We start from the raw sequence: 19,829 nt of genomic DNA on the forward strand, positions 1-19,829 counted from the left end.
TAGAGGGAGTGGATGCGGCACTCCGGCCTCGTGTCGCCGCGGTGGAAGGATGGATGCCATGGCGAGAGCGAAGATCGCGGACGAGGTCGGCGGCCCGGCCGTCCGCACGGCCGTCGCGGGGGGCGCCGACCGCAACACCACGGCGACGGCGGTGCGGTACCTGCTGCAGCTCCTGGCGGAGCGCGCCCCGGGCAACACGGTCGAGGTGCGGGTCCCTCCGTTCGGCGCGGTGCAGTGCATCCCCGGTCCGCGTCACACCCGCGGGACGCCCCCGAACGTGATCGAGACGGATGCCGCCACCTGGCTGGCCCTCGCCTCCGGGTCGATGGCGTGGGACGAAGGGCTCGCCTCCGGCGCCGTCCACGCGTCCGGCCAGCGCGCGTCGCTGGAGGGACTCGTCCCGCTGCGCTACTGACCCGCGCCGGTCCGGCGCAGACGCTGCTGGAGGTCCTCGCGCTCTCGGCGCTGGCGCGCGCCCAGGTCCGTGAGTTCGTCGTCGAAGCGGATGACCACCCGGGTCGCCGCGGATACGTCCTCGTCGATGCGTGCGGTGACCCGCCGCAGTTCGTACTGGAAGCCGGGGTCGTCCTGAACACCCGCCGAACGGGCGACCCCGTAGAAGTGCTCCTGCATGCGGATCATCTGGGAGCGGTAGTAGTGGATGTGCTCTTCCGCCTGCTCGATCCGGTCGCGTGCGGCCGACGCCTCGCGTTCGTGGGCGTCTTCGAGTTCCCCGATGCTGTGGAATTCGGTCATGTGATGCTGTTCACCCCGCCCGTGTAGTCGAGGTTCGCGGTGATTCGGCCGACTCCCTGCTCCACCTTCTGGGCGACCTGACCGGCGAGGACGGCGGTGTCCACGCGGGCACCGGTCACGGTGAGGAAGACCTCCGCGGAGAGCCCCTGCACCGTCGTCCAGGCGGTGGCTCTCGTCGTCGCGTTCTTGACGTGCACCATCGGCGGCAGCATCGAGTGCAGGAGCCCGACGGCGGCGGAGTGGATCATGTCGTCGATCGCCGCCTGTACGGCCTCGGCGGCGCCTTCCAGACCCTCGCCGATCCCCGCGATCAGATCCTCGAGGTTCTGACCGCGCTGGTTCGAGAAGTATTCGGACACGGCTCGCTCCTTCGTCTGCTCACCGGCCGGCGAACGCCGACGCCCATCGGGCGTCTTGTTCGCCGGCGTGGACGACGGCGTTGCTGATGCCGTTGTAGAGCGAGTGGATGGTGTCGACGTGGTCGTCGATGCGGCGGTTGACCGCCTGGACGGCGTGCTCGTCGATGTTGTCCTCCACCCGCAGCCGTTCGGTGACCACGCAGTCCTCGATGTCCGCCTGGGTGAGGAAGGGGATCGTGAAGGCGCTGTTCTTGGCCTCGAGCAGGTCCAGGTGCATCCGCGCGGCGAGCCCTTCGTTCACGGATTTGATGGTGGTCAGGATGTCGGCGGCGCTGAAGATGTTGGAGGCCAGAGAGGTGGCCGCCAGTGTGTCCATCATGACCATGACCGTGGAGGCGGTCCGGCCCACGGATTCCCCGATCACGGGCACCTGGAGGGCGGTCATGGCGCCGGCGACCAGCACGGCCAGCGGCTCCCGCAGCATCGGCGGGACCGCGTGCAGGAGGTTCTCCGTGATCTGGTACGAGTTGCGGGCGGGAACTCCGGCGCCTTCGATCCGACCGCTGCCGTCGAAGCGGAAGCCGGTGGAGAGGTTGTGGTTGGTGAGGAGGCCCTGGAACGGTTTGCCTGTGACGTAGATGGCTGCGCCGGTGCCGTTGCCGTGCGCGTTGCCGATGGCATCCCACTCGTTCAGGAAGTTGCGGAGCGGATTCTTTCCGGCAGCGTGCTGCTGCTCGACCCATTTCCGTGCCTGCGGGGACAGGTGCTCCCACGGGTCGGGGCCGTTGAAGCTGGTGCACGACCAGTGCTTCTCCGCCGCGACATACATCGCCAGGTACCCGCCCAACGAGTGGCCGACGGCGGTGAAGCTCGCGCCGGGGTGCTTGGCCTGCATCTCCGTGGCGTACTTCACAGCCTGCTCGGTCTGTGTCGCCGTCACTCTGCCCGCGATGACCGTCTGCGCATCCGTGTTCAGGTCGCCGTGGTGGGCGGGGTTCGTCCCGGCGTACGAGACGTACAGGCGGGAGAGGTCCGGCGTGCCGTCGACCAGGGGCGCGACCGTGATCGCCTGAAACCCCGTCACCGGGTCGTTCACGGGCTCGTCGATGACTTCGAATATGGTGCCGCCTTGGCCGTCGGTGAAATGTCTGCCCTTGGCAATGGGCGGATTTGTCCAGCCGGGGTCCGCGGAATACACCTCGTTCGCGATTGCTGCGTCGTCGGAGTCAGAAGTCATTTGACGATCTCGGACGTGCCATCGCTGTACGTGAGAGCTACGCGCATCGGGGTAGGAGCAGGAACCCCGGTTGGCCAGGGCTCCCAAGAGGTCGAACCGATTCCGATGCCCAGAATCGCTTGGTATTCGACCTGACCCACGGACACGAGAGCATTGGCAGCCCATGTCCCGCTGCCGCTGACGCTGCCCTCCCGGGTGAAGGCGATTGCCTCGACTTCAGGGTGAGAGCCAATGAACTCGATCGCAGCTTTGCGTTGATTCGCCAGATTCGTCGAATGCTGGTGATTCATTTTTCCTCCATCGATTGAACAGCCACCCAAGCCGGTCGTGATTGCTGCCGCAATCACCGTGACGAGCGCTGCCCTGGCCACTGGTCTATGCAATCGGGGGTGCAGCGTCATTTCAGCACCTCACTTGTTCCATCGCTGTATATGACCTTGACCGGACCGTGCGGTGAGGATGATCCCGGCGGCACGGTAGGAACGCCGTCACCCCCAGAGAGAAGGATTCCGAGGAGCTCCTGGTATTCCTCTCCGTCAATCGTGAGGACGGCATCGGCGTTCCAGTCGCCCGCCCCGTTGACGTGGCCCTCGGACGTAAATCTGATGGACTCCAACGCTGGGTGGGGGTAGTCGCGGATGGTCTGCTCGGCGACCTTGCGCTGGTTCGCGAGGTTGTCCTCGGTCGAGAGCTGCTGGTTCACGATTCCTCCAAAGATCGAGCAGCCGCTCAGGCCTGCTGTGGTTCCTGCGGCGATGGTCACGGCAAGTGCTGCCGCGATGATTCGCCTGAAGCGTCGATAGTGCGTCACTTCAGGACCTCCGACGTGTCGTCGCTGTAGATGACGGTTACGGCCCCGGGTGTTGATCCGGGTGACGGCTTTGGAAATACCTCCCCGACAGACGTAAGAATCCCGAGGATCTCCCGGTAGTCCTTGCCGTCGATCGTGACAGTGGCGTTGGCACTCCAGTCGCCCCCGCCGTCAACGTGACCTTCACTGGTGAACCGGATCGACTCAAGCGCCGGATTCGGGTAGTCGCGCATGGTCTGCAGCGCCACCTTCTTCTGATTCGCCAGGTTCTCCTCCGTGGTCAGCTGCTGGTTCACCACTCCGCGAAAGACCGAGCACCCGCCCAGTCCCGCCGTGACGCCCGTGGCAAGCGTGACGACGAGCACCGCAACGACGACCCGTCGATACCTCGCCACGCCCGCACCCCCTTCCAACGCCTCTCACACCTAAAGACGCACCATCCCCGCATCCATGACGCCCGACGGTCGTTCAGTTTCGATCTGTGAAAATGGATGCATGAATGACAGTCCGGCCGACCCGGAGCAGACGCCGGAGCCGGACGGGATCGAGGAGACCGTCACGCCCGCCGAGGTCCGCGTGCGCCGGTCGCCGCGCTACTTCCGGTTCATGATCACCGGCGCCGTCCTGTTCGCGATCGTGGCGCTCATCCTCACCTTCTCGTTCCCCGAGAACCCGACCTACGACCGCGGTTCCGTCTTCGGCTTCCTGCTCGCGATCGGCGTGGCCGTGGGGGTCGCCGTCGGCGCGATCGTCGCCCTGGTGCTCGACCGGGTGACCGCCCGTCGAGCGCGCAGCGTCCAGGCGGATAGAATCGATGTGCGCGTCCCCGAGCCCGGGTCGTCGCCCGCGCGGCGTGAGGGCTCGCAGCCGGAGCCCGGCACGAACGACACCAGCACGAGCGACACCCAGAGCTGAACATCCCGACATCCTGAAAGGGGTCCGCTGTGGCCGGAGGCGACGGTCTTCTCAGTCACGATCTGCTACCCGGCGAGAAGGGACCGCAGGACGCCTGCGGCGTCTTCGGCGTCTGGGCCCCCGGTGAGGAGGTCGCCAAGCTCAGCTACTTCGGGCTCTACGCGCTCCAGCACCGCGGCCAGGAGTCGGCGGGCATCGCGACGAGCGACGGCGACAAGATCCTGATCTACAAGGACATGGGCCTCGTCTCGCAGGTGTTCAACGAGAACGCGCTGAACTCGCTGCCCGGCCATATCGCCGTCGGCCACACGCGCTACTCCACCACCGGCGCATCCAGCTGGCAGAACGCGCAGCCGACGCTCGGCTCGACGGCGAGCGGCACCGTCGCCCTCGGCCACAACGGCAACCTGACCAACACGGCCGAGCTGATGCAGCTGGTCCACGAGCGGTACCCGCAGCACGACGGAGAGCTCAGCCGGGGCAACACGACCGACACCGCAGTGGTCACCGCGCTGCTCACGGGCGACCTGGACCACACGCTCGAGTCGACCGCCCTGGAGGTGCTGCCGCGACTGCGCGGCGCCTTCTGCCTGGTCTTCATGGACGAGCACACCCTCTACGCGGCGCGCGACCCGCAGGGAGTCCGCCCGCTCGTGCTCGGTCGTCTGGAGCGCGGCTGGGTCGTCGCCTCGGAGACCGCGGCCCTCGACATCGTCGGCGCGAGCTTCGTCCGCGAGGTCGAGCCGGGCGAGCTGATCGCCATCGACGAGAACGGCCTCCGCAGCAAGCGCTTCGCCAGCGAGAAGCGCGCGGGATGCGTCTTCGAGTACGTCTACCTGGCGCGCCCCGACACCACGATCTCCGGCCGCGGCGTCTACGAGGCCCGCGTCGAGATGGGCCGCCAGCTCGCGCGCGAGCACGCGGTCGAGGCCGACCTGGTCATCCCGACCCCCGAGTCCGGCACCCCCGCGGCGATCGGCTACGCGCAGGCGTCCGGCATCCCGTTCGGTCAGGGCCTCGTCAAGAACTCGTACGTCGGCCGCACGTTCATCCAGCCGTCGCAGACCATCCGCCAGCGCGGAATCAAGCTGAAGCTGAACCCGCTGAAGGAGGTCATCAAGGGCAAGCGCCTGATCGTGGTCGACGACTCCATCGTGCGCGGCAACACGCAGCGCGCCCTGGTGTCGATGCTCCGCGAGGCCGGCGCGGCCGAGGTGCACGTGCGCATCTCGAGCCCGCCCATCACCTGGCCGTGCTTCTACGGCATCGACTTCGCCTCCCGCGCCGAGCTCATCGCCACCGGCCTCGGGGTGGACGAGGTGCGCCAGTCGATCGGCGCCGACAGCCTCGGCTACCTCTCCGAGGACGGCATGATCGACGCGACCGAGCAGCCGCGCGAGCTGCTGTGCACCGCCTGCTTCACCGGCAAGTACCCGATCGAGCTTCCGGATGCGCACCACCTCGGCAAGAACCTGCTGGAGCGCCCGGACGTCGCCGAAACGGACGACGGCTCCGACGCGACGTCCGACGGCTGCGAGCCCGGCCCTGACTCCGAATTGGAGCCGCTGCTGAGCTTCGGCGACCCCGGACGCCAGGAGTAGGACCGCTTTTCCGGTGCCGGCGGGCCACGGATACGATGGAGCGGTGACCGACTCCTCCGCCTCCTCGTCCGCCTCCTACGCCGCCGCCGGCGTCGACACTGCAGCGGGCGACCGGGCCGTCGAGCTGATGAAGGCCGCCGTCGGCCGCACCCACGGTCCCGAGGTGCTGGGCGGGGTCGGCGGGTTCGCCGGGCTGTTCGATGTCTCGTTCCTCAAGGACTTCGACCGCCCGCTGCTGGCCACCTCGACCGACGGCGTCGGCACGAAGGTCGCCATCGCGCAGGCGCTCGACAAGCACGACACGATCGGACAGGACCTGGTCGGGATGGTCGTCGACGACATCGTCGTCGTGGGAGCCCGTCCGCTCTTCATGACGGACTACATCGCGTGCGGCAAGGTGGTCCCGGAGCGGATCGCCGCGATCGTCGCGGGCATCGCGACCGCATGCGCCCAGACCGGCACCGCCCTCGTCGGCGGTGAGACCGCCGAGCACCCTGGCCTCCTGGGGCCGGACGACTACGACGTCGCGGGCGCCGCGGTCGGCGCGGTCGAGGCGGATGCGGTGCTCGGCGCCGACCGCGTCCGTGACGGCGACGTCGTGCTCGCGATGGCCTCGTCCGGTCTCCACTCCAACGGCTTCTCGCTCGTCCGCCACATCCTCGCGGCCCGCGGCATCGGTTTCACCGACCGGTCGGCCGAGTTCGGCGGCGTTGTCGGCGAGACCCTGCTGGAGCCGACGCGTCTCTACACCGCGCCGCTGCTGCGTGTGCTGCAGGACCCGGCCCTGACCGGAGCCGTCCACTCCCTCAGCCATGTCACCGGCGGCGGCATCGCCGCGAACCTCGCCCGGGTGCTCCCGGTCGGCTCGTGGGTCGAGATCGACCGCTCCACCTGGTCGCCGACGCCGGTCTTCCGCATCCTGAGCGACCTGGCGGGCAACACGCTCGAGTCGAGCGAGGGCACCTGGAACCTCGGCATCGGGATGTTCGCCGTCGTCGCCCCGGAGGCGGCGGACGCGGTGGCCGCGGCGATCACGGCCGACGGCATCCCGACCTGGCGCGCTGGCACCGTCTCGACCGCCGCACGTGACCTGACCGGCTTCGAGCAGGGCGCCAAGGGCGTCGACGGCGGCGCCGTCCGCCTCGTCGGCTCCTACGCCGGCTGACCGCACGTCACCCTTTTTGGTCGGAGCGCGACCGGGCGTCCCCCCGCTAGAGTGACGCGTGTGAGCCGACCGCACGCCCGCTTCCGCCTGGCGTCGGCGCTCACCCTGGCGGTCTTCTCCGGCCTCGGGATCGCGGCGGCCTCCCCGGCCCTGGCGGCGCAATCGGTCGCCGCACAGCCGGCGCCGTCCGATGCCCTCACGCCGCTCGTCGACTGCGTGCAGGATGCGCCGCTCGGTGCGGTCGCCGCCCGCACGGTCGTGCTCGGCTACCGTTCGACCGCCTCCGCGCCCGTCTCGGTCCCGGCGGGGAGCGGAGCCAACGACCTCACCTCGGGCGCTGCCGACCGCGGGCAGCCGTCCAGCTTCGACCCGGGTGAGCACCACGGCGTCTGGCTGCTGACCCTGGATGCCGCAGCAGAGCCCGCGCTCGCCTGGCGGCTGGGCGCGACGACGACCGACTTCACCTCAGCCCCCGCGTGCACGGCGGCGACCGCCGTCACCATCAGCACGCCGACGCGCGTGACGGCCGGCGCCACCGCCTCGGTCTCGGCCACCGTCACGCGGATGCTGCTCGCCGCCCCGGGCTCCGGGACCGTCGCGTTCGCCCTCGACGGCGGCGCGCCGGTCGTGGCAGCGGTCTCCGCCGGCGGGGTCGCCCGCGCCGACCTCCCGGTCTCGGCCGCGGGCGCGCACACCGTCACGGCGGCTTTCCAGCCCGAGCAGGGAACCGGCCTCCTCGCCGCAGTGGGAACGGCCGCGTTCACGGCGACGGCGCCGAGTGCTCCCCTGACCGTCGCCACCGACTCCGTCGTCGCCGGGAGCACCAGCGTGCTCGTCACCGTCGCCCGCTCCTCCACGGTCGGCGACGCCACGGTGGACGTCATGACCGCAGACGGCACCGCCCGCGCGGGTGCCGACTATACGGCCGTCGCCACGACGGTCGCACTGGCCGACGGTCAGACGTCGGCGACCGTCCGGGTGCCGCTCGCCTCCCGGCCGGCCGGTTCGGCCGCCGCGACCTTCTTCGTGCTCCTGCAGCGCGCATCCACCGCGGTGACCACCGCTTCGGCGACGGTGGCGCTGCCCGCCGTCCCCGCCGCGACCCCCGCGTCCGCAGCGGGCAAGACGAACGCGGACGCTGCGGTCGCGGTCTCCTCGGTGCTCCCGCCGGACGACCCGACGGCGGGGCCCGGCGCGACGGCGGCGACCGGACAGGACCTCGCCCTGCTGTTCGGCGGCATCCTGCTGACCGCCGGCGGCATCCTCGGCGTCCTCGGGCTCGTCCGTGCCGCGGGGATGCGCGAAGCGCGGGCATGACAAACGTCACCCGCAGATCCTGACACCCGCTCTGCTCGTCGCCGGGCGGTCGGCGGCAGCCTGGAGAGGTGAACGAGACACCCGCCATCCATCTGTCCGGCCTGCGCAAGACCTTCGGCGCGCTCACGGCCGTCGACGGCGTCGACCTGAGCATCCGCCCGGGTGAGGTCGTCGCCCTGCTGGGCCCCAACGGTGCCGGCAAGTCCACGACCATCGACCTGGCACTCGGGCTCGCGCGACCGACCGCGGGCGGCGTCGAGCTGTTCGGCGCTCCTCCGCGCGACGCCGTCGCCGCCGGTCGGGTCGGCGCCATGCTCCAGGGCGGCGCGCTGCTGCCGACGTTGACGGTGGCAGAGTCGGTGGCGCTCGTCGCCGCCGCGCACCGGCACCCGCTCAGCGTCGCCGAGGCTCTCGACCGGGCGCGGTGCACCGAGATCGCGCGCCAGCGGGTCTCGAAGCTGTCCGGCGGGCAGCTGCAGCGCGCCCGGTTCGCGGTCGCCGTGGTCTCCGATCCGGACCTGCTGTTCCTCGACGAGCCGACGGCGGCGATGGATGTGGAGGCGCGCCGCACCTTCTGGCAGTCGATGCGCGCGTTCACGGCCGCCGGGCGCACCGTCGTGTTCGCCACCCACTACCTCGACGAGGCGGACGAGTACGCCGACCGCATCGTGATGATGGCGCGCGGACGGATCGTCGCCGACGGCACGCCCGCCGAGGTCAAGGCGGTCGTCTCCGGCCGTCGCATCCGTGCCACCGCCGCCTTCGCGGAGACGCCGGAGAGCACCGCCGCGCTCGTCGCGCTCCCCGGGGTCCGAAGCGCCGACCGGCGCGGCGACGTGCTGACCCTCATCAGCGACGACTCCGACGCCACCCTGCGGGCCCTGCTCGCCGCGCACGACGACATCCACGACATCGAAGTGACCGCGCACACCATGGACGAGGCCTTCCTCGCTCTCACCGAGGCGCGCGACACGGAAGGAGCCCTCTCATGAGCATCGCCTACCTGGGGCGCGAGTCCCTCCGTCAGCTGAAGAACATGCGCGCGATGATCTTCACCCTCGCCGTGCCGCTGGTGATGCTCTTCGCCTTCGGCGGCACCTTCGGCGGCGCGGGGCAGGTGGATGCGGCGACGCACCTCCCCTGGATCGCGGTCACGACCATCCAGGTCGCTGCGTACGGCGGGATGATGTCCGCCCTCTCACAGGCGTTCCAGATCGTCACCGAGCGTTCGATCGGGTGGAACCGCCAGCTGCGCATCACCCCGCTGACCGGCACGGGCTACCTGGTGTCGAAGCTCGTTGCCGCGCTGGCGCTCGCCCTGTTCAGCATCGTCGTCATCATCGGCGTCTCCATCGCGCTCTACCATCCCCACCTCTCCGCGGGCAGCTGGATTCTCGCGGCGCTGGCGATCTGGTGCGGCGTCGTCCCGTTCGCGCTGCTCGGCATCCTGATCGGGCAGCTGGCGAAGCCCGAGTTCGCGCAGCCGCTGTTCATGGCGGTGTTCATGGGCATGGCCGTGCTCGGCGGCCTGTGGATCCCCCTCCAGCTCTTCCCGGCCTGGGTGGCGGATGTGGCGAAGGCGGTCCCGTCGTACTGGCTCAACCGCGTCGGTCAGCTCGGCGCGCTGCAGAGCGGCGACGCGCTCACGCCGGCGATCGTGCTCACGGCGTGGGCGCTCGCGCTCGGCGCGCTCATCGTGTGGCGCTACCGGCGGGATGCGGCGCGGGGCTGAGCGGCGCTGGGCCGCTGGCTAAGGTAGCAACGTGTTCTCGCGCGAGATGCTGGAGGTCCGTCCGGTCGGATGGCGCGCCCGGCTCACCCACCCGGCGGCGTACCGCTGGTACCCCGGAGCGATGATCGGCCTCCTCTACCAGGTCTCCGTCCTCATCGCCCTGTGGAACTCGTCGGGCACGGTCGGCGAGAAGCTGGGCACCACGGCCCTGCTCGCCGTCGTCTACGTGGCCTTCCTCGTGCTCCCGCCGCTCCTCTGGTGGGAGAGCGAGCGGAGGCGGTACATCGGCGTCGGGCTCTACTTCGCGCTGACGCTGACGCTCTTCCCGGTGATCGGGGTCGTCGCCTGCTGGACCTGGGTCTACGTGGCGTGCGCGGTCGGGATGGTGATCGCGCGCACCCCGATCGCCCTGACGATCATCGGCTCCCTCGGCGCTCTGCAGCTCATCGTCTTCACCGTCGTCGGCACCGTGGAGGACGACTGGTTCATCGCGCTGGTCACCGTGTCCATCGGTGTGATGATGAGCGCGTTCGCCCGGCAGCTCGACGCCCTCCGGCGTCTGCGCAACGCCCAGGGCGAGATCGCTCGGCTCGCCGTCATCGAAGAGCGGGCCCGGTTCTCGCGCGATATGCACGACGTGCTCGGCCACTCGCTCACCGTCGTGACGGTGAAGTCGGAGCTGGCGCGCAGACTCATCCCCACCGACCCGGACCGCGCCGTGGAGGAGATCGCCGACATCGAGCGCCTCAGCCGCTCGGCACTGGCCGACCTGCGCGCCGCCGTCGCCGGGTACCGCGAGATGAGTCTGTCGACCGAGCTGGCCGCGGCGCAGGCCGGCCTCGCCGCGGCGGACATTCAGGCGCACCTTCCCCGCAACGGCGAGGAGGTCGAGCCAGAACTGCGCGAGCTGTTCGGCTGGGTGCTCCGGGAGGGCGTCACCAATGTCATCCGCCATTCCGGCTCACGCAACTGCTGGGTGACCGTCGGGCCGGAGAGTCTCGACATCGAAGACGACGGGCGTGGCCCGCAGGGGAGCGCCCAGGAACCGGCGCCGGTGGGGGCGGACGTCTCGCGCGTCGCCGACGGGGGCTCCGGGCTCGCCGGGCTGAGTGCCCGCGCCGCCCTGGTCGGCGCCAGGATCGCGGTCGGAGCCGGGCCGCGCGGAGGCACGCTGCTGAGCGTGCGGAGGGCGACGTGACCGACACCATCCGGCTGTTGCTGGCCGACGATCAAGCCTTGGTGCGCGGCGCGCTCGCCGCCCTGCTCGACCTCGAACCGGACCTCGAGGTCGTCGCGCAGGTGGGGAGGGGCGACGAGGTGGTGGATGCGGCGCGCGCGTCAGGGGCGCAGGTCGCGCTGCTGGATGTCGAGATGCCCGGCGCGGACGGCATCCAGGCGGCTGCGCTGCTGCGAGCCGCGGTCCCCGCCTGCCGGTCGCTGATCGTCACCACGTTCGGCCGGCCGGGATACCTCCGGCGGGCGATGGAGGCCGGCGCCTCCGGGTTCGTGGTCAAGGACACCCCGTCGGGCCAGCTGGCGGACGCCGTGCGCCGGGTCGCCTCCGGGCTGCGGGTTGTCGACCCCGCGCTCGCGGCGGAGTCGCTCGCCTCGGGCGCATCGCCGTTGACGCTGCGGGAGGCCGAGGTGCTGGAGGTGGCCGCGGAGGGCGGGACGATCTCGGACATCGCCCGGCGGCTGCACCTCAGCGACGGGACCGTGCGCAACCACCTGTCCAGCGCGATCGGCAAGACGGGCGCCCGCAATCGTTCGGAGGCCGTCTCGATCGCGACGCGCCAGGGATGGCTCTGAGGCGAGGCCCGGAGCGGGGAGCCGGGGCGGGCTCCGTGCGGGAGGCTCGGTTTCTGAGGCTCCGTACCTGGGGTCGGTCGGCCGGTCAGCGCTCAGGCGCGCTTCGGAGTGCCTGTCTCCTCGTCCTCGTCTTCGTACGCGTAGGCGTCCTCGGACTCGGTCTCGTCCTCCGCCTCGTACTCGGCCCACTTCGCATACTGCTCGTCGTCGCCGTGGGCGTGGCCGGTCAGCTCACGCTCCAAAGCGTCGTAGTTCACATTGGGACTGAACGACTTCAACTGCCGTGCGATCTTGGTGTGTTTTGCCTTCTGACGGCCGCGCCCCATGCGTGACCCCCTTTTGGTCCCAGCCCGGGCGAGAGAGGCTCCCCGGGGATCGAATAGAAACAGTGAAAACTAGCATGGAGTTTAGCATGCGGACATCACGGACCCCCGAGTTCCCGCACAGCGAGAAGTGATGGGATGAGCGTGTGAGCACGACCAGGACCGAGACCCAGGTGGTGGTCATCGGCGCGGGCCAGGCAGGCCTCGCAGTCGCCTACTATCTGCGGCGGTTCGAGCTGACCCCCGGCGTCGATTTCATCGTGTACGACCGCGGTCCCCTGACCGGCGGAGCCTGGCAGCACCGATGGGATGCGCTCAAGCTCGGCAGCGCCCATCACGTGAACGATCTGCCCGGGATGTCGGAGCTCGGTCTCAGCTTCGAGACGGCCGACCGCTCGCTCCCGGCCCGCGACATCGTCGCCGGCTACTACCGCCGCTACGAGGACCACTTCGGGCTGCAGGTGCAGCGACCGGTCTCCGTGCGCAGCGTGTCCGACCGGGGCGCCGACCTCGTCGTCGAGCACAGCGCAGGCGAGACGGCGACGCGCATCGTGGTGAACGCCTCCGGAACCTGGGGCTCGCCGTTCGTGCCGTACTACCCGGGGATGAACGACTTCGCCGGGCGTCACGTCCACACCTCCACGTATCGGTCGGCCGATGAGTTCGCCGGCCAGTCGGTGGTCGTCGTGGGCGGCGGCACGAGCGCGATCGGCTTCCTGCTCGAGCTGGAGGGCGTCGCGGAGTCGCTGGCGTGGGCCACCCGGCGGCCGGTCGACTTCCGCGACGAGTCGGAGCTCACGATCGAGGGCGGGGTCGCGGCCGTGGCCATGCAGGACGCTGCGGCGCGCGCCGGGCAGGCGCTCCCGTCCATCGTGAGCGGGACGGGCGTGCCGCGGACCCGCCGGATCGCCGCGGGCGTCGAGCGCGGCGTCCTGACAGAGCGGCCGATGTTCACCCGCATCGAGAAGCACGGCGTGCGCTGGCCGGGCGGCTCGTTCACCCGCGCCGACGCGATCATCTGGGCGACCGGCTTCCGTCCCGAGCTGCGTCATCTCGCCCCGTTGCACCTGCGGGAGAAGACCGGCGGCCTGACCGTCGCGTCCGGAGCATCCTGGCAGGACTCCCGCATATTCCTCGCCGGGTATGGCCCGCAGGCGTCGACGATCGGCGCGAACCGCGCCGGCCGGATCATCGCGCGCCAGATCATGGCGCAGCTCTGACCGACCTGGCGCCGAGGTGCGACATGATGTCGCCACTCGGCGCCGATATCGGCGACGACTCACGGCTCGATCGTGCGTCAGACGGTGACGGACCGGGACTCGCCGTTGAAACGGAGGCCGTCCACACGGATGCCGCCCGCCGAGGCGTCCGGACGCACGTCGAAGTGTCCTTCGGGGGCGTCCGCGCGCAGCCCGAGCCGGGCGCTCAGCACGGCCACGGCTGCCGCCGCCGACCACGCCTGCGGCCGGCAGGCCGCCGGGTAGGGGATGGGCGCGCTGCTCTCCGCGGCGCTGTCGCCCGAGTGCAGCTCCGGCATTCGGTAACCGAAGCCGGCTGCCGCGGCGAGCAGCCCGTCCGAGAGCTGGGCGGCCTCCGTGCGGAATCCGTCGCGCGCGAGCCCTGTGATCGCGATGGCCGTGTCGTGGGCCCAGACCGAGCCGCCGTGGTAGCTGAGCGGCCAGTAGCCGCCCGAGTCCGTCGCCATGGTGCGCAGACCGTAGCCGGAGGAGAGCTCCGGCGAGACGAGGCGGCGCGCCACCAGAGCCGCCTGCTCCTCGTCGAGGATGCCGGTGCCGAGGAGGTGACCGATGTTGCTCGTTACGGTGTCGACCTTGCGCTTGGCCGCGTCGAGTGCGACCGCGGGGTAGGCGCCCGCGGGGTCGGCGATCCAGAACTCGTCCGCGAATCGCTGCTTCAGCTCGGCGGCCCAGAGGCGCCAGTCGTCGCCGCCCGGGCGGCCGAAGGCGTCGAGCAGCGCCGCGCCGCCGACAGCGGCCTCGTAGGCGTACCCCTGCACCTCGCACAGGGCGATGGGGCCGTCCGCGAGTGTGCCGTCCCGCCATTGGATGGAGTCGCCGGAGTCCTTCCAGCCCTGGTTGGCGAGGCCGTGCCCGGTCGTGTCGATGTATTCGAGGAAGCCGTCGCCGTCGCTGTCCCCGTCGTCGCGCATCCAGGCGAGGGCCGCCTCCAGGTGGGGGAGCAGCGCCTCGACCTCGTGTCGGGGCATGCCCCAGCGCCACGCGTCGTGCAGGAGGCAGACCCACAGGGCCGTCGCGTCGACGGTGCCGTAGTACAGGGGCGGCAGGACGACGCCTTCGCCGGGGATCACCAGTGCCCCCGGCCGCAGTTCGTGCATGATCTTGCCGGGCTGCTCCGCGGTCTCGGCGACCGTCTCCGTGCCCTGGTACTGGGCGAGCACCCGCAGCGTCGACGCCGCGATCTCGTGGCCGAGCGGCAGCAGCATGCGTGCCGCCCAGATCGAATCGCGCCCGAACAGCGTGAAGAACCAGGGGGCTCCCGCGGCGAGGAAGACGTCGTCCGGGTGCTCGACGGTCGACATCCGCAGCGCCTGCAGGTCGGCGATCGCGCGATCGAGCCAGGACGACAGCCGGGAGTCGCCGGTCGACGCGCGGAAGGCGGACCATTCCTGCGACGGCTCCGCACCGGCCACGACGGCCGATGGGTCGTCGACGGTGGTGCTCCACTCCACGACGGCGTCTCCGTGCGCGGGCACCTCGATCTCCCAGCGCAGGGTCACGCGCAGTCCGTCGATGGCGATGGCGGCGCCGGCGGCCGACACGCGGGCCGTGACCGGGCCGCTGCCGATCACGACCGTGTCGTTCTCGGAACGCTCGAGGGTCACCGGATGCTCGCTCCCGGTCAGCCCGGCCTTGACCTTCTGCATGGGGGTGAAGTCGGCGCGCAGGTCCACCTCGACGGTGGTGCGGAGGTCGTCGCCCAGCGCGTTGCGAACGACGATGCGCTCGCCGAGCGCTCCGGCGTCCACGGTCCGTCGCTGGTCGATGCGCACGCGGGGGTCCGCCGTGGCGTCGTCGATGCCGCGCGCGAGTGCGGTGAAGACCGTCGACGCGGCGGCGGGCGAAGCCGTGGCGATGTGCTCGGGCGTTGCACCGCTGACCGCGAGAAGGGCGCGATCGAGCACCCGGATGTCGGAGTGGTAGAAGCCGTGGATGCCGTGCCCGTCGATCCGCCCGTCGGCGGCCGACCAGGCCTGGGAGGGGGCGGTCAGCACCACGACGCTGTCGTGGAGGAGCGGCTGGAGGGGCTGGGTCATCGTCAGGGTCGTGCCTTCGTGGTCGTCGCCGGGCGCTTGCGGGGCGCCGGCGTGCTGTTCGGTCGTTCGGTCGTCGGAGGGGGTGGACGGGGAAGCCGAGTTGGATGGGGAAGCGGGGGTGGATGGGGAAGCCGAGGTGGACGGGGAAGCGGGGGTGGATGCGGGGACGGGAGCGGCTGCGGTTCCCGCCAGGGGAGTTCCGGCCGGCTCGCGGTCCGTCCCGGTGGCGCGGGTCATGCGGCGGCCTCCTCGGCGAGCAGGCGGGGTTCGAGGCGTTCCTCGCGCACGCCGTCGCCCGCGCGGGTGACGCGCCAGGCGGAGGCGCCCGGTCGCTCGGCGACGATGTCGACCAGCGAGCTGCCCCGATAGACGAGGCCGACCCCTTCGTCGAGGGCGTACCCGTCGGGAAGGGTGCCGTCTGCCACGGCACGCTGGTGCGCCGGACGTCGCTTCGGGTCGGAGTCGTAGTGTACGGCGAGCGAGCCGGGCACCAGGCCGATCCCGTCGCGGACAGCCGAGATCCCGGGGCCGAAGGAGGAGGTGGTGCCGCCCTCGTGCCAGCACAGCGCGCCCGCCGATCCCCCGGCGAGCACGACGCCGCTCCGCCACGCCTCGGCCAGCAGCCGGTCGAGGCCGTGAGCGCGCCAGACGGCCAGCAGGTTCACGAGACTGCCGCCGCTCACCCAGACGACGTCCTGCGTCAGGAGGTGCGTCCGCAGGTCGGCGATGTTGGGATGCGGGAACAGCCGGAGGTGCGTCGCCTCGACCCCGGCGGCCCGGGCCGCCTCGAGCTCGGCGCCCTCGATGTGGCGCTGGTCGCCGCCCGCCGTGTTGATGTGGGTGACGCGCGGCGCGCGTCCGTGCACCTGCGCCAGGTCGATGGCGTGGTGCAGCAGCGGACCGTACACCGAGTCGGTCCACTCGCCGCCGTTCAGCCCGCCGCACGTGGCGAGAATGGTCGGTTCCGTCGCGGTCATTCCTTCACCGCCCCCTCGCTCGAGTTCATGATCCGTCGCTGGAAGATGAAGAAGAGCACCGCGACGGGGATGGTCATGATCGCGGCCGCCGCCAGTTTGAGCGGGTACTGACTGCCCTGGCTCAGCTGGCCGCTGGCCAGCCCGGCGACGCCCTTGGTCAGCGTCGTGAGCGACGGGCTCTGCGTCGAGACGATGAAGTGGGCGAGCTCGTTCCACGATCCCTGGAACGACAGGATGATGATCGTGATGAGGGCCGGACGCGCCATCGGGAGCACGATCGACCAGAACACCCGGAAGGTGCCGGCTCCGTCGATGCGCGCCTGCTCCTCGACGCTCGCGGGGATGGACTCGAAGAAGTTCTTCATGATGAAGACCCCGGCGGCGTCCGTCAGCAGCGGCAGGATCATGCCCGTGTAGGAGTCGTAGATGCCCAACTGGTTGATGACGAGGAACTTGGGGATGAGGAGCACGACCATCGGCACGGACATCACGGCGACCAGTGCGGCGAACACGATCGTCCGGCCACGGAAGTGCAGCCGGGCGAGCGCGTAGCCCGCGAGCGAGTCGAAGAAGACCCTGCCCAGGGTGACGAAGACGGTCACCACCGCGGAGTTGGCGAACCACACCGGGAAGTCGGAGTTGACGAAGAGCTTCGTGTACGCCGCGGTGGTGAAGGTCTGCGGGATGAGCGCCACCGGGTTGGCCGTCGCCTCGGCATCCGTCTTGAACGACGTGGCCACCTGGATGAGGAACGGCATGATGTACACCACCGCCAGCGCGATCAGGACCGCGTACGTGACGGAGGTCGCGACGATCGTCGCCGTCGAGCGCCGGCGTCGCTGCCGCGGCGGAGGCGTCGGGGCGGGAGCGGTGGACCGCTGTTCCGCCTGGATCGTGGTGGAGCTCATCGGTTCGCTCCCTTCCGCTCGGAGTCGTCGCTGCTCGAGGACGGCACGCTGCTCGGCGCACCCGCCGCACCGGTGTCGGCCGCGAGCGCCGGCTGGTAGAGCCGCATCCGCCTTTTGGAGACCGAGCGCTCGCGCAGGATCCACCGCTGCAGCAGGGTGAACACGACGATGATGACGAACAGGATGAAGGCGATCGCGGCGCCCTGACCCCACTCCTGGTTGACGAACGAGGTCTGATAGGAGAGGAAAGCAGGGGTCAGCGTCGTCTTGCCGGGCGCGCCCCGGGTGCCGGTGTAGATCTGGTCGAACACCTGCCAGCAGCCGATGAGGCCGAGGGTGAGGACGGTGAACAACGTCGGGCGCAGCTGCGGGAGGGTGATGCGCCAGAACCGCTGCCAGCCGTTCGCGCCGTCCATCATCGCCGCCTCCGTGATGTCGCCGCCGAGGTTCTGCAGCGCGGCCAGGAAGAGCAGCATGAACGTGCCGCTCGTGGTGAAGACGGCCATGATGATGTACGCCGTCATGGCCACCGACGGCCCGCCCAGCCAGTCCCACCAGGAGACGCCGAGTGCCGTGTTCTGCGTGAGCGCTGCCGGCCCCTGCGTCACGCCGAAGACGGCGAGCAGGTCGTGGATGATGCCCGACGGGTCGTTGAACCAGTTCGGGCCGTGGATGCCGACCCACGACAGCACCTTGTTGACCGCGCCGCTGGTGCTGAAAAGGAAGAGCCACAGCACGGTGATGGCGACGGAGCTCGTCACGGACGGGAAGTAGAACGCCGTCCGGAAGAACCCGCGGCCGCGGAGGATCGCCCGGTTCACGAGCACGGCCAGCCCGAGCGACACCGCGGTCTGGATCGGCACGACGAGCACCACGTACCAGGCGTTGTTCTTCAGCGACATGCCGAAGTCCTGCTCGGCGAGGCCGCCGCCGGAGAGGAGCTTCGCGTAGTTGTCGAAGCCGACGAAGTTCACGTCCGAGGAGAACGGACTGCCCCGGCCGCCCCAGTCGGAGAAGCTGACCCACAGCGCCATGAGCACCGGGATGACCAGGAAGACGCCGAGCAGCAGGATGACCGGGGCGGTGAACAACCACCCCGAGGCGGCCTCGCCGCGCCGCAGACCGGTGCGACGAGACCGACTCGTGGTTGTGGACATGACGGGTGGGTTCCTTACTTCAGCAGAGCTTCGAGGTTCTTCTGCGTGGCGTCGAGGATCGCCTTCGGGTCACCGGTCGCCAGCGACTCGAGCTTGCTGTTGAGGTCGGTCACGACGTCGGCGGCCCCCTTCGCGGTCGGAACGCCCTTGGCGTAGTCGGCCGCGTTCAGGAAGGGCACGAGGTCAGGGTTGGCGGACTTCCACTCGTCGGCGGCCGACTTGATCGACGGCATCGGACCGAAGGCCTTCGAGAAGGCGAGCTGGTCGTCCTTGCTGGTGAGCTTCTCGACGAGCTTCAGCGCTGCGGCCTGGTTGGGGCTGTCGGCGGCGATGCCCCAGCAGTTGGTGAACTGGAGGGTGCCCTGCCCGGCCGGGCCCTTCGGGAGCTCCGCGACCTTGTACTTGATGTTCGGGAAGTCGGACTTCAGGGCTCCGGTGATCCAGTTGCCCTCGATCGTCATGGCCGCGAGGCCCTTGCCGAACGCCTCGCCGCCCCAGCCGGCGCCGAGGTCCTTCGCGTACTTGAGCTCGCCGCCGTCGAGCATCTTCTTCACGAAGTCGAGCGCCTGCACGTTGGCGTCGCTGTTCGCGGTGGCCTTCGTGCTGTCGTCGTTCATCAGGTTGCCGCCGGCCTGGACCATGAACGACCCGACACGGGCGTACTCGCCCGAGATGCCGAGGCCGACCTGGCTGCCGGTGGTGAGCTTCTTGGAGACCGACTCCAGCTGGTCCCATGTCGTGGGGATGTCGGCGTCGGTGAGGCCCGCGGCCTTCCACGCGTCGGTGTTGATGATGAGCTGCAGCGTCGAGAAGTCCTTCGGGGCGCAGTAGAACTTGCCGTCGTAGGTGAACGACTTGACCAGGCTCGGGTAGAAGTCGCTCTTGTTGCTCAGCTGGTCGCCGTAGGCGAGCAGCGAGCCGTTGGAGGCGTACCCGGCCAGAGCGTCGGTGGAGAGGTAGAAGACATCGGCCGGCTTCTTCGCCGCGAAGCCCTGCGAGAGCTGCTGGTTGAGGTCGCTCGCGGCGACGACGGACGCCTTGGTGCCGGAGCTCTTCGACCAGTCGGCGACAGCGGACTTGACCGCGGCCGTCTCCGCGTCGCCGGACGAGCCGATCATGACGCTGAGCGCCTTGTCGGACGACGTCAGCTTTCCGGTGTCGCCGCCGGTGCTTCCGCCGCTGAAGCCGGAGCCGCAGGCCGTGAGGGTGAGCGCAGCCGCGGCGGCGACGGCGCCGCCCGCGAGCCAGCGATGGGTGATCTTGCGCATTCGTGTCTCTCCTTGATGTGAGTGTGCCCGCCGGAGGGGGCGCACGCGTGCAGGGTGGGGGAGGTCGTGGACAACCCGGGGATGGTGCTGGTTGTGGACGACTCGGCGCACGGCGGAGGCGCCGATGCGACGCAGCAATGCGTGCATTGTGACCTCCTCGTCCGTGCCTGGTCCGTCCTTCCCGTGGTTTGATCGATCA

22 protein-coding genes are annotated in these 19,829 nt (G+C 70.2%); 10 read left to right on the top strand and 12 right to left on the bottom strand.

Translation table 11 applies throughout. The annotated features are described in order from the left end of the window. Positions 1–58 precede the first annotated feature (58 nt). On the top strand, positions 59–415 hold the full coding sequence (locus tag BLW09_RS01980; protein WP_089907750.1) for a sterol carrier family protein: 357 nt from the start codon (positions 59–61) through the stop codon (positions 413–415). Here the strand turns inward: BLW09_RS01980 and BLW09_RS01985 are convergent. The 6 genes from BLW09_RS01985 to BLW09_RS02010 all read right to left on the bottom strand — a co-directional run bounded on the left by BLW09_RS01985 (position 409) and on the right by BLW09_RS02010 (position 3,558). Further along, complete coding sequence (locus BLW09_RS01985) at positions 409–756, bottom strand: hypothetical protein (protein WP_089907753.1); 348 nt, start codon at positions 754–756, stop codon at positions 409–411. The genes BLW09_RS01980 and BLW09_RS01985 overlap by 7 nt on opposite strands. Then, on the bottom strand, positions 753–1,115 hold the full coding sequence (locus BLW09_RS01990) for a hypothetical protein (RefSeq protein ID WP_089907756.1): 363 nt from the start codon (positions 1,113–1,115) through the stop codon (positions 753–755). The genes BLW09_RS01985 and BLW09_RS01990 overlap by 4 nt, the downstream gene beginning before the upstream one ends. A gap of 19 nt (positions 1,116–1,134) precedes the next feature. Then, positions 1,135–2,211, bottom strand: a complete 1,077-nt coding sequence (locus BLW09_RS01995; protein ID WP_089907759.1) for an Mbeg1-like protein — start codon at positions 2,209–2,211, stop codon at positions 1,135–1,137. 137 nt (positions 2,212–2,348) lie between these two features. Beyond that, entirely contained in the window at positions 2,349–2,723 is a 375-nt protein-coding gene (locus tag BLW09_RS02000; RefSeq protein ID WP_231946995.1) for a hypothetical protein, read from the bottom strand. A gap of 26 nt (positions 2,724–2,749) precedes the next feature. Continuing rightward, the gene (locus tag BLW09_RS02005; RefSeq protein ID WP_231946996.1) at positions 2,750–3,115 is read right to left on the bottom strand and encodes a hypothetical protein; all 366 of its coding nucleotides are present in this window, start codon (positions 3,113–3,115) and stop codon (positions 2,750–2,752) included. Between the two features lie 44 nt (positions 3,116–3,159). Then, positions 3,160–3,558, bottom strand: coding sequence for a hypothetical protein (locus BLW09_RS02010; protein ID WP_231946997.1), 399 nt, complete (start codon positions 3,556–3,558; stop codon positions 3,160–3,162). A 100-nt stretch (positions 3,559–3,658) separates the two neighbouring features. Between BLW09_RS02010 and BLW09_RS02015 the strand changes: the two genes are divergently transcribed. The 8 genes from BLW09_RS02015 to BLW09_RS02050 all read left to right on the top strand — a co-directional run bounded on the left by BLW09_RS02015 (position 3,659) and on the right by BLW09_RS02050 (position 11,702). Beyond that, positions 3,659–4,078: a hypothetical protein gene (locus BLW09_RS02015; RefSeq protein WP_089907766.1), complete on the top strand. Its 420-nt coding sequence runs from the start codon at positions 3,659–3,661 to the stop codon at positions 4,076–4,078. Between the two features lie 29 nt (positions 4,079–4,107). Continuing rightward, positions 4,108–5,679: an amidophosphoribosyltransferase gene (gene purF / locus BLW09_RS02020; RefSeq protein WP_089907769.1), complete on the top strand. Its 1,572-nt coding sequence runs from the start codon at positions 4,108–4,110 to the stop codon at positions 5,677–5,679. 43 nt (positions 5,680–5,722) lie between these two features. Continuing rightward, positions 5,723–6,844, top strand: a complete 1,122-nt coding sequence (gene purM / locus BLW09_RS02025; protein ID WP_089907772.1) for a phosphoribosylformylglycinamidine cyclo-ligase — start codon at positions 5,723–5,725, stop codon at positions 6,842–6,844. A gap of 60 nt (positions 6,845–6,904) precedes the next feature. Beyond that, entirely contained in the window at positions 6,905–8,161 is a 1,257-nt protein-coding gene (locus BLW09_RS02030; protein ID WP_089907775.1) for a Calx-beta domain-containing protein, read from the top strand. A 68-nt stretch (positions 8,162–8,229) separates the two neighbouring features. Beyond that, positions 8,230–9,153 carry an ABC transporter ATP-binding protein gene (locus tag BLW09_RS02035; protein ID WP_089907778.1) on the top strand — a complete coding sequence of 308 codons (924 nt, stop codon included), beginning with the start codon at positions 8,230–8,232 and terminating at the stop codon, positions 9,151–9,153. Beyond that, positions 9,150–9,893, top strand: a complete 744-nt coding sequence (locus BLW09_RS02040) for an ABC transporter permease (protein WP_089907781.1) — start codon at positions 9,150–9,152, stop codon at positions 9,891–9,893. The genes BLW09_RS02035 and BLW09_RS02040 overlap by 4 nt, the downstream gene beginning before the upstream one ends. A gap of 31 nt (positions 9,894–9,924) precedes the next feature. Next, positions 9,925–11,091, top strand: coding sequence for a sensor histidine kinase (locus BLW09_RS02045; protein WP_089907783.1), 1,167 nt, complete (start codon positions 9,925–9,927; stop codon positions 11,089–11,091). Then, complete coding sequence (locus BLW09_RS02050) at positions 11,088–11,702, top strand: response regulator transcription factor (RefSeq protein WP_089907786.1); 615 nt, start codon at positions 11,088–11,090, stop codon at positions 11,700–11,702. The genes BLW09_RS02045 and BLW09_RS02050 overlap by 4 nt, the downstream gene beginning before the upstream one ends. Positions 11,703–11,794: 92 nt before the next feature. On the opposite strand, the gene BLW09_RS02055 is transcribed toward BLW09_RS02050, so the two are convergent. Then, positions 11,795–12,028 carry a DUF3073 domain-containing protein gene (locus tag BLW09_RS02055; RefSeq protein ID WP_089907789.1) on the bottom strand — a complete coding sequence of 78 codons (234 nt, stop codon included), beginning with the start codon at positions 12,026–12,028 and terminating at the stop codon, positions 11,795–11,797. A gap of 143 nt (positions 12,029–12,171) precedes the next feature. Between BLW09_RS02055 and BLW09_RS02060 the strand changes: the two genes are divergently transcribed. Further along, the gene (locus BLW09_RS02060) at positions 12,172–13,245 is read left to right on the top strand and encodes an NAD(P)-binding domain-containing protein (RefSeq protein WP_089907792.1); all 1,074 of its coding nucleotides are present in this window, start codon (positions 12,172–12,174) and stop codon (positions 13,243–13,245) included. A 77-nt stretch (positions 13,246–13,322) separates the two neighbouring features. Here BLW09_RS02060 and BLW09_RS02065 read toward each other — a convergent pair whose 3' ends face one another. Genes BLW09_RS02065 through BLW09_RS02085 form a run of 5 tightly spaced genes read right to left on the bottom strand, consistent with a single transcriptional unit; the run spans position 13,323 to position 19,630 of the window. After that, positions 13,323–15,557: a glycogen debranching N-terminal domain-containing protein gene (locus BLW09_RS02065; RefSeq protein WP_089907795.1), complete on the bottom strand. Its 2,235-nt coding sequence runs from the start codon at positions 15,555–15,557 to the stop codon at positions 13,323–13,325. Then, positions 15,554–16,297 (bottom strand): peptidase E, encoded by a 744-nt coding sequence (locus BLW09_RS02070; protein WP_089907798.1) that lies wholly within the window; start codon positions 16,295–16,297, stop codon positions 15,554–15,556. The genes BLW09_RS02065 and BLW09_RS02070 overlap by 4 nt, the downstream gene beginning before the upstream one ends. Further along, positions 16,294–17,205: a carbohydrate ABC transporter permease gene (locus BLW09_RS02075; RefSeq protein WP_089907801.1), complete on the bottom strand. Its 912-nt coding sequence runs from the start codon at positions 17,203–17,205 to the stop codon at positions 16,294–16,296. Before BLW09_RS02075 ends, BLW09_RS02070 begins: the two co-directional genes overlap by 4 nt. Continuing rightward, on the bottom strand, positions 17,202–18,362 hold the full coding sequence (locus tag BLW09_RS02080) for a carbohydrate ABC transporter permease (protein WP_089907804.1): 1,161 nt from the start codon (positions 18,360–18,362) through the stop codon (positions 17,202–17,204). The genes BLW09_RS02075 and BLW09_RS02080 overlap by 4 nt, the downstream gene beginning before the upstream one ends. Positions 18,363–18,376: 14 nt before the next feature. After that, positions 18,377–19,630, bottom strand: coding sequence for a sugar ABC transporter substrate-binding protein (locus BLW09_RS02085; RefSeq protein ID WP_089907807.1), 1,254 nt, complete (start codon positions 19,628–19,630; stop codon positions 18,377–18,379). Positions 19,631–19,829 lie beyond the last annotated feature (199 nt).

The organism is Leifsonia sp. 21MFCrub1.1, assembly GCF_900107895.1.
Classification (GTDB): domain Bacteria; phylum Actinomycetota; class Actinomycetes; order Actinomycetales; family Microbacteriaceae; genus Leifsonia; species Leifsonia soli.